Origin of the sequence: Streptomyces sp. NPDC006294 (assembly GCF_042870895.1) — a bacterium.
Lineage (GTDB): Bacteria > Actinomycetota > Actinomycetes > Streptomycetales > Streptomycetaceae > Streptomyces.
Window position 1 is genome coordinate 121,820 of the sequence record NZ_JBIAHV010000022.1, and the last position, 13,226, is coordinate 135,045.

The window sequence follows — 13,226 nt, forward strand, 5'->3', positions numbered from 1 at the left end:
GCAACCGCTCAACACGCGCCACCGACGCACCACCGACGCACACGCGCCATCGACGAAACCGAGAGTCCGCCGCCATGTACGAGTTGTCCCGGGTCCGCCTCTACTCCATCGGTCCTGCCGGTGCGCGCTACGCCGACACCGTGCTCGACCTGCGTGGAGTCGGCGAGCCCGTGCCCGACCCCGCCCCCACGCAGGCGGAGTTCTTCGAGGAGGAGCCGGTCGGCCCGCCGCGCCGCCCGGCGCCCGCGGGCGTGCTCTTCCTGGAGAACGGCGGAGGCAAGTCGGTCCTGCTCAAGCTGATCTTCTCGGTGATGCTGCCCGGTCACCGCAACACCCTCGGCGGGGCGAGCTCCGGCGTGCTGCGCAAGTTCCTCCTCGCCGACGACTGCGGGCATGTCGCGCTGGAGTGGCAGCACACGCTCACCGGCGAGCTCGTCGTGGTCGGCAAGGTCAGCGAGTGGCGGGGCCGCCAGGTGTCCAACGACCCGCGGAAGTTCGCGGAGGCGTGGTACTCGTTCCGTCCCGGGCCGGGCCTCGGCCTGGACTCGCTGCCCGTCGCCGAGTCGACCGCCGTGCGCCGGCCCGTCGAGGGCGCCTCCGGGGCCCAGGGCCGCCGCCGCACCATGAAGGGCTTCCGCGACGCGCTCACTGAGGCCGGCAAGGCGTATCCGCACCTCGAGGTGTACTGGGAGGAGATCCACGACCGCTGGAACGAGCACCTGGGCGACCTCGGTCTCGACCCCGAACTCTTCCGTTATCAGCGCGAGATGAACGCCGACGAGGGCGAGGCGGCCGGCCTCTTCGCGGTGAAGAAGGACTCCGACTTCACCGATCTGCTGCTGCGGGCCGTCACCGACACCCGCGACACGGACGGCCTCGCCGACCTCGTCAGCGGCTTCGGCAACAAGCTGGGCCGCCGTGCCGAACTCACCGCCGAACGGGACTTCACCGCCGGGTCCGTCGATCTGCTCGGCCGTATCGTCGAGGCCGCCGCCACCAGGGCCCGGGCGCGCGACGTGCACGCCGGCGCCGAGCGCCGCACCCGTACCCTCGCGCACCGGCTGTCCGCCCGCGCCGCGGAGGAACGGTCCCGGGCCGCCGAGCTCGCCGAGCAGGTCACCGCCGCCGCGCACACGGTCACCGAAGCCGAACAGGCGCGCGGCCGCAGCTCGCTGGTCGCCGCGGAACTGGCCTTCCGGCACGCCTCCCTGGCACTGGCCGCCGCGGAGAAGGGCGCGGCGGCCAGGCGCCGGGAGCTCATCGACGCCCGTACGCTGCACTCCGCCTGGCTGGCCGCCGAATCCGTGCTGCGCCACCGGGCGGCCGCCGACCGCGCCGCCCGCGTCGCCGCGGCGATCCGCGAGGCGGAGCGCGACGCGGCCCCCGCGCTCGCCGCCCGTGCGAAGGCCGCAGGCGACCTGGTGCGCGCCCTGCACACGGCCGCCGAGGACGGCGAACGCGTCGCCAACGAGGAGGAGGAGCGGTCCCGCGCGCTCCAGGAGACGGCCGAGACCGCCCACCGCGACGCGACCGCCGCCGCGACCGAGGCCCAGCGCGCCCGCAGCGAGATCGGCCACCTGCGCCAGCGGCTCAGCGAGGTCGAGCAGGAGACCGCCGAGGCGGTACGGGCCGGATGGCTCGACGACACCGCCCCCGACGCCGACCCGGCGCGCGCCGCGCTGGCGGCGAGCGACGCCGAGAAGGCGGCCGTCGCCGCGTGGGACGAGGCCCGCGGAGCGGCCAGGACCACGGCGGACGGCGCGAAGGAGACGGCCGCGGCGGAGAGCCGCGCCGAACTGGCCGCGGCCCGCGCGGCGGACGCGGCGCAGGCCGCGGAGCACGCGTACGAGGCGGAGCGCCGCGCCGCCGAGTCCATCGCGGCGGACGAACGCCTCACGGACCTGCTGAGCCTCGCCCCACCGGCCCCGACCGCGGCGGTCCCGTCCCCGCGCAGCGGAGCCCCGGGCGCGTCGGAACCGCAGCCCGGAGCAGCCGGTCCCGCCGCGGCCGGTTCCCGTGACCAGACGCTGCGCGCCGCGGCCGGCCCCCTCACCGTCGAGGAACTCGACGGCTTCGCCGACGAGCTGCGCGAACTGATCGACCGGTCCGTCACCTCCGCCGAGCGGCAGCTGTTCGACCTGCGCACCGCAGCCGCCGACGACGCCCGCATCCTCGGCGCCCTCGGCGACGGAGGTCTGCTGCCCCCCGGCCCCGACGTCCTGGCCACCGTCGAGTACCTGGGCGAGCACGGCATCCCCGCCCTGCCCGGCTGGCGGTATCTCGCGCAGTCCGTCGACCCCGCCGACCACGCCGCCGTGCTCGCGGCGCGGCCCGAGCTGGTCGACGGTGTGGTGATCACCGACCCCGCCTCGCATCTGCGGGCGCGCGAGGTGCTCGCGGGCGCGGCCCTGCTGCCGCGCTCAGCCGTGGCCGTGGGCACCGCCGCCGCCCTGCTCGCCCCCGTTCCGCGGCCCGGAGCGGACGACGACGAGGGCGTGTTCCTGGTGCCGCCGAACCCGGCGATGCACGACGAGCACGCCGCGGACGAGGAGCGCCACGCGCTGCGCGCCAGGGCGGCCGCGCGGGACGAGGACATCCGTGCGCTCGCCGCCCGCCTCGCCGCCGACCGGGCCATCGGGGCCCGCCTCGGCGCATGGCGGGCGGACTGCCCGCAGGGGATGCTCGCCGAGCTCGCCGAAGGCGCCCGCAGCGCCCGCGAGGCCGCCGAGCAGGCACAGGCAGCGCTCGCCGAGGCCCGTACCGCCCGCGCCGAGGCCGAAGAGGCGGCCGCCGACGCCGCCCGCGTCCGCGACGAGCGGCAGGAAGCCGCGCAGCGCGCCCGCCGGGCGGCCGACGCCCTCGCGGGCCTCGCCTTCCGGCTGCGCGAGCGGGCCGGCTGGCAGGTGAAGGTCCGCGAACTGGCCGACGAGGCAGCCGAGTCGGAGGCCCGCGCCGCGAGCTGCCTGGAGCGCGCCAGGGCCGCCGACGAGGACCGCCGCGCCGCCCAGCGCGCGGGGGACGACGCCCGCCGCACGGCCCGCGCCCTGCGCGCCGAGCGCGCCGAGATCGCCGGAGCGCCGGAGACCGTCCCGGAGCAGGACCCCGACGCGCCCCGCTCCTCGCTGCCCGCCCTGCGGGAGGCGTACCGCGCGGCGTCCCAGCTCTACGAGAAGGTCGGCGTCGGCGCCGACCTGCGCGCCGAGCAGGCCCGCGCGGAGAGCGACGAGAGCGCCGCGCTCGCCGAGCTCGACCGGCTCACCAACAAGGTCCGCACCCGCGCGGCACAGCTCCTGGAGGAGACGGACGGCGCCGACGGACCCTCCCGCCAGGCCGCCGCGGTCCGGGCCGAGTCGCTGGTGCAGATGCTGGAGACGCGCACCTCGGAGGCGAGCGAGAAGCTGGGCCGCCTGCGCGGCGAGGCCGAACGCCTCGCGCCGGCCGACGGCGAGGCGCACACCGAACTTCCCGACGAGCTGGTCCCCGCGGACGCCGAGCACGCCCAGGCCCTCCTGCGCACGGCCACCGGCGAACTCGCGGCCTGCACCGACACCCTGGAGGCGGCCCGCGCCGCCCACGCCGGGATGCTCCACTCCCACCGGGCCTCCCAGGACGCGGCGGGCGGTTTCGAGGAGACGGCCACGCTCCTGCGCGACCTGCTGCGCGACCATCACGAGGACGAGGCGCCGCAGCCCCCGGAGCCGTACCCCGGCAGCCTGGAGGAGGCCAGGCACTCCGCCGCGCAGGCGCGCCGCTCGCTGCGCGCCTGCGCCGGTGACCTGTCGGCCGCGGAGTCGGCCCTACGGGAGGCCGGCGACGTCCTCGTACGGCACGCCAACTCCACCCGCTACGAGCAGGTGCGCACCCCGGCCCGCCAGCAGATCCGCGAACTTCCGGCGGCCGCGCTGCCGGAGCACGCGGCGAAGTGGGCGGAGGCGTTCGCGCCCCGGCTTCGGGTGCTCACCGACGAGCTGGAGCAGCTCGAGCGCAACCGCGACACCATCGTGGACCGGCTGCGCGGCCTCGTGGAGTCGGCGCTCGCGACGCTCCGCTCCGCGCAGCGGCTCTCCCGGCTGCCGGACGGGCTGGGCGAGTGGTCGGGGCAGGAGTTCCTGCGGATCCGTTTCGAGGAACCCGACCAGGCGACGCTGTCCGAGCGGCTCGGAGAGGTCGTCGACGAGGCGACCCGCGCGGCCGTGAAGAAGAACTCCGACCTGCGCAGGGACGGCATGTCGCTGCTGCTGCGCGGAGTGCAGGCGGCCCTCGAACCGCGCGGCGTGGCCGTGGAGATCCTCAAGCCGGACGCGGTGCTGCGGGCCGAGCGGGTACCGGTCGGTCAGATGGGCGACGTCTTCTCCGGCGGCCAGCTGCTGACCGCGGCGATCGCCCTGTACTGCACGATGGCCGCGCTGCGCAGCAACGACCGCGGCCGTGACAGGCACCGGCACGCCGGGACGCTCTTCCTCGACAACCCCATCGGCCGGGCGAACGCCACGTATCTGCTCGAGCTCCAGCGCGCGGTGTCCGACGCGCTGGGCGTGCAACTGCTCTACACCACGGGCCTGTTCGACACGACGGCCCTGGCGGAGTTCCCGCTGGTGATCCGGCTGCGCAACGACGCGGACCTGAGGGCGGGCCTGAAGTACATCAGCGTAGAGGAGCATCTGCGCCCCGGTCTGCCGCAGGCCGACCCCGGGGGCGCGACGGTGCACGGAGAGATCACCGCGACGCGCATGTTCAAGCGGGCGCCGCTGCCCGAGCAGCCGCCGGAGGGACCGGTTCCGGAGCCGTCGCGGACCGCCGGCGACCGACTGGGGTGACCGCGCGCGGCGCGGACGCGGCGGAGCAGGGGCCGACCAGCGCCCCGCGCGGGCGTTACGCCTGCGAGAGCCTGCCGCCGCCGCGCCGCCGTATCCGTGAGGTCCCGCGGGCGGCGGCGCGGGCTGCCCGGCGGGCGCGGCGGCGCTCCCGCCGCAGCGCGCGGGCGGTGCTGCTCGGCACCGACACCACGCCGTTGCGCTGGTTCCACACCTGGCGGGTGACCCACACGTCCAGCACGGCCCAGGTGGCGACGACCGTGCTGCCCACCGAGCTGAGCACCAGCGGGAACGCCGGCCACGCCCCGGCGAGCGTGAAGAGCAGTGCGGTCATCCCCTGAATCATCGTCAGGGAGATGATGATCACCGCGCGGACGGCCGCCGTGCGGACGGGATCGGCCATGCGCCGTCTGGTCGCCGGCTCCTCGACCCAGAGCTCCTGGCGCGGCTCCGGCTCCTCGGACCCGAGCTGCTGCCGCGGCACATGTACGTCGTCCACCGCCGACGCCGCCTCACGACGCTCTTCCGTGTCCATGGATCGTGTCACTCCCCACCTCTGTCCCGACTCAACGGTGGGTGCCCGGATTCTGCCGCCCTACTCCGACCGCCGCACATCCGCGGCACACACCGCACGGCCGTTCGCCCTCCGGCCGCGCGTGGAGACGGCCGGAACCGATGCGCGTGGCGACTGCGAAGCCCCGGCGCCCCCGCTCAGCATGACGAACGACCAGGGGCGATGATTCCCGGCGAGCGAAGAGTTCCAGCCATCTGCCCCGGTCCGAAAAGGAGCAGGCCGCCGCCGACGCCCGGTGCGGCGGGGAACGCCATCTCCGCGAATACCGGGACATCCCGCGATCGGACCGTGCCGCGGCGGCCGAAAACCGTCCGGACGAGTCTTCGAGTTGGCAGTGTGACAGTAGTAGGCTCACGCCGTTTGCTGACGGAACACCACCCGCACCGTGCGGGGTCGACCAGGGGGAGGCCATGCGCTTTCGCGGGAAGTCCATCCGCCGGAAGATCGTGGCGCTGCTGCTCGTCCCGCTGGTCTCGCTCACGGCCCTGTGGGGCTTCGCCACCGTACTGACCGGTCGGGAGGCGAACCAGCTCCTCGAAACGGCCTCGGTGGCCGAGCAGGTCGGGAAGCCCGTCGTGGACAGCGTCGGCGTCATCCAGGAGGAGCGTCGGCAGACGCTCGTCTATCTCGCCGACCGCCGCGCCGCCGACGCGCTGCCCGCGCTGCGCAGCCGCCGCGCGGCCACCGACCAGGCCCTGGCGGCCATCCGGGACAACGCCCTGAAATCGTCGGTCAGAAGCGACATGACCCCTCAGTCGCTCGACCGGCTCACCGCGCTGATGGACGCGTTCGACGGCATCGGCGTACTCCGCCGGTCCGTGGACACGAACACCATCACCCGCCCGCAGGTCCTGGAGTTCTTCAACCGGATCATCGACCCCTCGCACGGCTTCCTGCTGTCGCTGCACGCCATCGACGACGTCGAGCTGGAACGCCAGGGCCGCGCACTCGTCGGCCTGTCCCGCGCCCGCGAGATGCTCGCCCGCGAGGACGCCCTGATCGCCTCCTCCCTGACGGCGCGGAAGGTGTCCGCGGGGGAGATCCGCGAACTCGCCGACCACGCGGCGCACCGGCAGATCCACTACGAGACCAACCTCGAAATGCTGCCCGCCAGGGACCGTGAGCGTTTCGAGGAGTACTGGGGCAGCCCGGAGACCGCGCCGCTGCGCGAGGCCGAGGAGCGCCTGATCGCCGGCGGTCCCGCCGACGGGCTCCCCGCCTCCGAGGCCGAACGCTGGCAGCAGGCCGCCACCCCGGTCCTCGACAACCTCGACCGGGAGGCCGCGGAGGCCCGCGACCGCTACCAGGACCGCGTCGAACCCGCCGCGTACGGCGTCCTCGTCAAGGCCGGCGTGGCAGGCGTCCTCGGCTTCCTCGCGCTGCTCGTCTCCGTCATCGTCTCCGTACGGATCGGCCGCGACCTGATCCGCGACCTGTCCCGGCTGCGCAAGGAGGCCCACGAGGTCTCCGGCGTACGGCTGCCCAGCGTGATGCGCCGCCTCGCCGCCGGGGAACACGTCGACGTCGAGACCGAGGCGCCGCGCCTCGAGTACGACAAGGACGAGATCGGCCAGGCCGGGCAGGCCCTCAACACCCTCCAGCGGGCGGCCGTCGAGGCCGCCGTGCGCCAGGCGGACATGCGCCGCGGCGTCTCCGAGGTGTTCGTCAACCTCGCCCGCCGCAACCAGGTCCTGCTCCACCGCCAGCTGTCCCTCCTCGACACCATGGAGCGGCGTACGGAGGACACCGAGGAACTGGCCGACCTGTTCCGCCTCGACCACCTCACCACCCGGATGCGGCGGCACGCGGAGGGCCTGGTGATCCTCTCGGGCGCCGCCCCCTCGCGGCAGTGGCGCAAGCCCATCCAGCTGATGGACGTCGTGCGTGCCGCGGTCGCCGAGGTGGAGGACTACGAGCGCATCGAGGTGCGCAGGCTGCCGCGGATCGGCGTGGGCGGCCCCGCGGTCGCCGACCTGACCCACCTCATAGCCGAACTCCTCGAGAACGCCACGGTGTTCTCGCCCCCGCACACCGGCGTGCAGGTCCTCGGCGAGCGGGTCGCCAACGGCTTCACCCTGGAGATCCACGACCGAGGTCTCGGCATGGCGGCCGACGCCCTCCTCGAGGCGAATCTGCGGCTCGCGGAGACCCCCGAGTTCGAACTCTCCGACACGGACCGGCTCGGCCTCTTCGTCGTCAGCCGCCTCGCCCAGCGGCAGAACGTACGGGTGTCGCTCCAGCAGTCCCCGTACGGCGGCACCACCGCCGTGGTGTTCATACCGGCGGCCCTGCTCACGGAGGCGCCGGAGACCCAGGGCGCCGGCTTCCGGCTGGACCGCAAGAGCGAGAGCGCCGCCGGACGGCGCGACGGCCGGCAGACGGCCCTCTCGCAGCGGCACGGCGGCCTGAACGGCGCCGCACTCCTCGACGGACCGGTCGAACTGGAAGCCCCGGTCGAGGCGTTGGGTCTCGACGAGCGCGACCGTGCGCTGCTGGGGGACGACCGGTCCCTGACCGGCGACCCGGACCGCCTCGCCGACCTGGACGACGGCGACAGCGAGCGTGGCGGCATCTTCCGCTCCCGCCGGCGTGAGCGCCGCGGCGACGGCACCGGCCACCAGCAGGCGTCCGAGCAGCCGCGGGAGCACCGCGCCGCGGGCCCGGTGCCGCTGCCCAGGCGCCGCCCGCCGACGCTCGTCGCCGACCACGGCCGGCGGGTCGACGAACGCGGCGTCGGCGGCCGCAGCCACCCGGCAGCGGACCCGGGGCGCCCCGTGGAACCGACGCCGTTCGCCCGGCCGCCGCTCACCGCCGCCCCCACACCTCTGACCTCCGAGCGCCGCGACCGGTCCAGGACCGGGCCGCAGGCCGGCCCGGCGCCCGTGCCGCCGTCCCAGGACGACCGGACCCGGCCGGCGGGACGGCGCGGCGCCGGCCCCGCGCCGGACGCCGCGCCGCCGCTCCTCGACGAACTGCCCCGCCGGGTACGGCAGGCCAGTCTCGCGCCCCAGCTCAGGGCGCCGGAACCCGCGCAGCCCGCCGCCGGTGACGCGGCGCGCGAACCGGAGCGGGACGCCGAAGAGGTGCGCAACCGCATGGCCTCCATGCAGCGGGGCTGGCAGCGCGGCCGCCGCCGCAACGCCGAGGACGCCGCCGCAGAGCAGGCCGACGACCAGACCGGCGACGGCCGGACCGCACCACGATCGACATCTGAGGGGGACGGTCGATGACCGCACCGCACGCCGCAGCAACCGACGCCACCGGCGCCCAGCGCACCGGCGGACTCAACTGGCTCCTCGACGAGCTGGTGGACCGCGTCGCCACCATCAGAAAGGCCCTCGTGCTCTCCAGCGACGGCCTGGCCACCGGCGCCTCACGGGACCTCACCCGTGAGGACAGCGAGCACCTGGCCGCCGTGGCCTCCGGCTTCCACAGCCTCGCCAAGGGCGTCGGCCGTCACTTCGAGGCCGGCCAGGTCCGGCAGACCGTCGTCGAGCTCGACGAGGCGTTCCTGTTCGTCACCGCGGCCGGCGACGGCAGCTGCCTGGCGGTGCTGGCCGACGCCGACTCCGACGTGGGCCAGGTCGCCTACGAGATGACGCTGATGGTCAAGCGCGTCGGAGCCCACCTCGTCACGGCGCCACGGACCGGACCGGCCGCCGGAGGGTGAGGGCCGGCCATGAGTGACTCAGTCCGGCACAGTCGCAGGTCGCACCACTGGATCGACGCCGACGCGGGGCCGGTGGTGCGCCCGTACGCCATGACCCGCGGCCGTACGAGCCACGCCGGCCGCCACCGGCTGGACCTGATCGCCCTGGTCGTGCCCGAGCCCGCGGTCGACGATCCCGGCCGCGACCAGACGCTCTCGCCGGAACACGTCGAGATCGTCGAACGCTGCGGCGACGTCCCCCAGTCCATCGCCGAACTCGCCGCCGGGCTCGACCTGCCGGTCGGTGTGGTCCGCGTCCTCGTCGGAGACCTCGTCGACGACGCACTCGTACACGTAACCCGTCCCGTACCTCCGGCGGAACTGCCGGACGTGAGCATTCTCCGCGAGGTGATCAATGGTCTTCGGGCGCTCTAGCCGCCGCAAGGCGCCGATCGAGCCGGTCACTCTGAAGATCCTGGTGGCAGGTGGCTTCGGTGTCGGCAAGACCACCCTGGTGGGCGCGGTCAGCGAGATCAAGCCGCTGCGGACGGAGGAGAGACTCACCGAGGCGGGCCGGCCGGTCGACGACATCGCCGGCGTGGAGGCCAAGACGACCACCACGGTCGCCATGGACTTCGGCCGCATCACCCTCCGCGAGGACCTGGTCCTGTACCTCTTCGGCACACCGGGACAGGACCGCTTCTGGTTCCTGTGGGACGAGCTGGCGCAGGGCGCGCTCGGCGCCGTCGTGCTCGCGGACACCCGCCGCCTGGACGACTGCTTCGCCGGCATCGACTACTTCGAACGCCGCGGCATCCCCTTCGCCGTCGCGGTCAACTCCTTCGAGGGGGCGAAGCGGTACCCGGCCGAGACCGTACGCGCCGCGCTCGACCTCGACCCGGAGGTGCCGGTCCTGATCGGTGACGCGCGGGAGAGGGAGTCCGTCAAGGACATCCTCGTCGCCGTCGTCGAACACGCGCTGGTCCGCGCGGACCGGGTACGGGAGCCCGCCATCACCTGAGCCGCCGCCGGCGCCCTCGCGGCGGACACGGCCCGTACCCCCACCGACAGGGGTACGGGCCGTGGGCCTCATGGGGCACGGGAGGGCGGACTCAGCTCGGGCCGGTCTCCTCCCAGCCGAAGCTCTTCTCCACCGCCTTGCGCCAGTTGCGGTACTCCCGCTCGCGGACCTCCGGTTCCATCCGCGGCGACCACTCCACGTCGCGCCGCCAGTGCGTCCTGAGCTCGTCCGTGTCCGACCAGACGCCGGTCGCGAGCCCCGCCGCATAAGCCGCGCCGAGGCAGGTCGTCTCCGACACCTTCGGCCGGATCACCGGCACACCCAGCACATCGGACTGATGCTGCATCAGTAGGTGGTTGGCGGTCATGCCGCCGTCGACCTTGAGCGTGGTGATCCGCACCCCGGAGTCCTGGTACATCGCGTCGACCACCTCGCGCGTCTGCCAGCTCGTCGCCTCCAGCACCGCCCGCGCCAGGTGCGCCTTGGTCACGTACCTGGTCAGGCCGGTGACGACGCCCCGCGCGTCGGAGCGCCAGTACGGCGCGTACAGGCCGGAGAAGGCGGGCACGATGTACGCTCCGCCGTTGTCCTCCACACTCGCGGCGAGGGGCTCGATCTCGTCGGCCGAGCCGATGATGCCGAGCTGGTCGCGGAACCACTGGACGAGGGCGCCGGTGATCGCGATCGACCCCTCCAGGCAGTAGACCGGCGGCTCCTCGCCGATCTGGTAGCCGACCGTCGTGATCAGCCCGCTCTTCGACGCCACGGGCCGTTCGCCGGTGTTCAGCAGCAGGAAGCTGCCGGTGCCGTAGGTGTTCTTGGCGGTTCCGGTGTCGTAGCAGGCCTGGCCGAAGACGGCGGCCTGCTGGTCGCCGAGCGCGGAGGCCACCGGCACCCCGGCGAGCCGGCCGGTGGCCGTCCCGTACACCTGCGAAGAGGACCTGATCTCGGGCAGCATCGCCGCCGGCAGGTTCATCGCCGAGAGGATCCGCTCGTCCCACTGCAGGGTGCGCAGGTCCATCAGCATGGTCCGCGACGCGTTGGTGACGTCGGTGACGTGCACCCCGCCGTCCGTGCCGCCGGTGAGGTTCCAGATCAGCCAGGAGTCGATGGTGCCGAAGGCGATCTCGCCCCGCTCGGCCCGCGCACGCAGGCCGGGCACGTTCTCCAGCAGCCAGGCGGCCTTGGGACCGGAGAAGTAGCTGGCGAGCGGCAGACCGGTGGTGCCGCGGAAACGGTCCTGGCCCTCGGCGCCGCCGAGTTCCTGGCAGAGGGCGGCCGTCCGGGTGTCCTGCCACACGATCGCGTTGTGCACGGGCTGCCCGGTGGCGCGGTCCCACAGGACCGTGGTCTCCCGCTGGTTGGTGATGCCGAGCCCGCTGAGCTGGTCGGCCCGCAGGCCCGCCCCGGCCATGGCCCCGGCGACGACGGCCTGCACCTTCGACCAGATCTCGGTGGCGTCGTGCTCCACCCAGCCGGGCCGGGGGAAGATCTGGCGGTGCTCGCGCTGGTCGACGGCGACGATCGCGCCGCTCCGGTCGAAGATGATGCAGCGGCTGGACGTGGTGCCCTGATCGATGGCGGCGACGAACCTGTCCGTCATGACGTCCCCTTGTCGGAATCGGTGTCGTGTTGCCGGAACCGGTGTCGTGGTGGAGCCGGGGTGGCGGGCCGAAGCCCCGCGGCCTAGAAGGCGAGGTTGAAGACGAGTCCGGCCAGCAGCCCGCCGATGACCGGTCCGGCCACCGGCACCCAGGCGTAACCCCAGTCGGACGTCCCCTTGTTGGGGATCGGCAGCACGGAGTGCACCAGGCGCGGGCCCAGGTCGCGCGCCGGGTTGATGGCGTAGCCGGTGGGCCCGCCGAGCGAGAGGCCGATGCCGACGACCAGCAGCGACACCAGCAGGATGGAGATGCCCGAGCCGTAGATCCCGGCGTCCTGGCCGGGGATCCGGCCGATGCCGATGCCGTCGTTCCTGCCGAACGCGAGGATCGGAAGCACCAGACCCACCGTCGCGACGATCTCGGTCACGAGGTTGGCCCACGGCTTGCGGATCTCGGGGCCCGTGGCGAAGATCCCCAGCGTGGGCCCGCCGGTCCTGGCGTCCGCGTTGGCCTGGAACTGCGCGAAGTAGACCAGGTACGCGAGGACCGCGCCGAGGACCGCGCCCACCAGCTGCGCCAGGATGTAGAGCGGCACCTTGCCCCACTCGCCGGTGTCGACGGCCAGACCCACGGTCACCGCCGGATTGAGATGACCGCCCGACAGCGGCGCCGCGGTGTACGCGCCGGCCATCACGCCGAAGCCCCAGCCGAAGGCGATGACGACCCAGCCGGCTCCCTTCGCCTTGGAGTGGTGCAGGGTGACGGCGGCGCAGACGCCCGCGCCGAAGAGGATGAGTATCGCGGTGCCGATGACCTCACCGAGGAATATGTCTGCGTTGCTCATGGCTGCTCCTTGGCCCTGGCCCGGCCGCGGGGCCGGTCCTCCGTGCAGGGTGCGTGCTCCATGTGCGTGTGCGGCCCCCGGAGTGCGGGGCGGTGACGAGAGGGGAGTTTTCACCCGCCGTGACGGGGCGTCAAGGCAATGGACGACATGCGCTGTTCACCGCGGGCGCTGGACAGGAGCCGGGCCGGTGTCAAGCCGCGTGAGCCGGAGCCGCCGCGGACCTGGCGGGGCGGGAGAGACGGCTCAGCCGTTCTCCGCCAGCCACTTGGCGGCGGTCTCCGCCAGCTCGGCGTCCCGGCCGGCCAGCATCATCCGGATCATCCGCACATCACCGCGGAGCGACCACGCCGGATGCCCGAACGTCGCCGGATTGTTCTTCTCGATGAAGAAGTGCGCCGGCCAGGCCGTCCCGTACCCGATCAGAGGCAGCGCCGCCGCGTACCGCTTCCGCCCCCGCGCCAGCCCGTAGAAGCTGACGGCGAGCCCGGTCAGCGTCCCCGTCAGATGCACCCACCGGGTCGCCGCCCGTGAGTGCATCGCGACGTAGTAGGGCCAGAACTCCTCGTACGACTCGAATGTCCGCTGCTCTGCCATGCGGGCACCGTAGCCGCCGCGGCCTCCGGCGTCAGCCCGCTCTACCTTCTTGATCGGGTTGATCGAGCCATTCGTAGGGTTGGGTCGCCCAGGGGTGCTGGGTGTGGCTATCAGCCCGCTGCCGTC

At 74.0% G+C, this 13,226-nt stretch carries 9 protein-coding genes; 5 read left to right on the plus strand and 4 right to left on the minus strand.

Translation table 11 applies throughout. The features are described from left to right. The first annotated feature begins 74 nt into the window (after positions 1 to 74). A complete protein-coding gene (locus ACFYOP_RS30765) occupies positions 75 to 4,817 on the plus strand; it encodes a hypothetical protein (protein ID WP_356899367.1) in 4,743 nt (1,580 codons plus the stop codon). Positions 4,818 to 4,872: 55 nt separating this feature from the next. Here ACFYOP_RS30765 and ACFYOP_RS30770 read toward each other — a convergent pair whose 3' ends face one another. Then, positions 4,873 to 5,349, minus strand: a complete 477-nt coding sequence (locus ACFYOP_RS30770; protein WP_356899366.1) for a hypothetical protein — start codon at positions 5,347 to 5,349, stop codon at positions 4,873 to 4,875. A gap of 449 nt (positions 5,350 to 5,798) precedes the next feature. On the opposite strand from ACFYOP_RS30770, the gene ACFYOP_RS30775 reads away from it, so the two are divergent. From ACFYOP_RS30775 to ACFYOP_RS30790, 4 genes are read left to right on the plus strand one after another with little or no spacing between them, the layout of a single operon-like run. Beyond that, a complete protein-coding gene (locus tag ACFYOP_RS30775; RefSeq protein ID WP_356899365.1) occupies positions 5,799 to 8,618 on the plus strand; it encodes a nitrate- and nitrite sensing domain-containing protein in 2,820 nt (939 codons plus the stop codon). After that, positions 8,615 to 9,058 (plus strand): roadblock/LC7 domain-containing protein, encoded by a 444-nt coding sequence (locus ACFYOP_RS30780; RefSeq protein WP_356899364.1) that lies wholly within the window; start codon positions 8,615 to 8,617, stop codon positions 9,056 to 9,058. The genes ACFYOP_RS30775 and ACFYOP_RS30780 overlap by 4 nt, the downstream gene beginning before the upstream one ends. A gap of 9 nt (positions 9,059 to 9,067) precedes the next feature. After that, entirely contained in the window at positions 9,068 to 9,472 is a 405-nt protein-coding gene (locus ACFYOP_RS30785; protein WP_356899363.1) for a DUF742 domain-containing protein, read from the plus strand. Next, positions 9,453 to 10,058, plus strand: coding sequence for an ATP/GTP-binding protein (locus tag ACFYOP_RS30790; protein WP_356899362.1), 606 nt, complete (start codon positions 9,453 to 9,455; stop codon positions 10,056 to 10,058). The genes ACFYOP_RS30785 and ACFYOP_RS30790 overlap by 20 nt, the downstream gene beginning before the upstream one ends. A 91-nt stretch (positions 10,059 to 10,149) precedes the next feature. Here the strand turns inward: ACFYOP_RS30790 and glpK are convergent, their stop codons facing one another. From glpK to ACFYOP_RS30805, 3 genes are all read right to left on the minus strand, one after another. Then, positions 10,150 to 11,661 (minus strand): glycerol kinase GlpK, encoded by a 1,512-nt coding sequence (glpK, locus tag ACFYOP_RS30795; RefSeq protein ID WP_356899361.1) that lies wholly within the window; start codon positions 11,659 to 11,661, stop codon positions 10,150 to 10,152. 83 nt (positions 11,662 to 11,744) lie between these two features. Then, on the minus strand, positions 11,745 to 12,506 hold the full coding sequence (locus ACFYOP_RS30800; protein ID WP_356899360.1) for an MIP/aquaporin family protein: 762 nt from the start codon (positions 12,504 to 12,506) through the stop codon (positions 11,745 to 11,747). 243 nt (positions 12,507 to 12,749) lie between these two features. Continuing rightward, the gene (locus ACFYOP_RS30805) at positions 12,750 to 13,100 is read right to left on the minus strand and encodes a DUF962 domain-containing protein (protein ID WP_356899359.1); all 351 of its coding nucleotides are present in this window, start codon (positions 13,098 to 13,100) and stop codon (positions 12,750 to 12,752) included. Between the last annotated feature and the right edge of the window lie 126 nt (positions 13,101 to 13,226).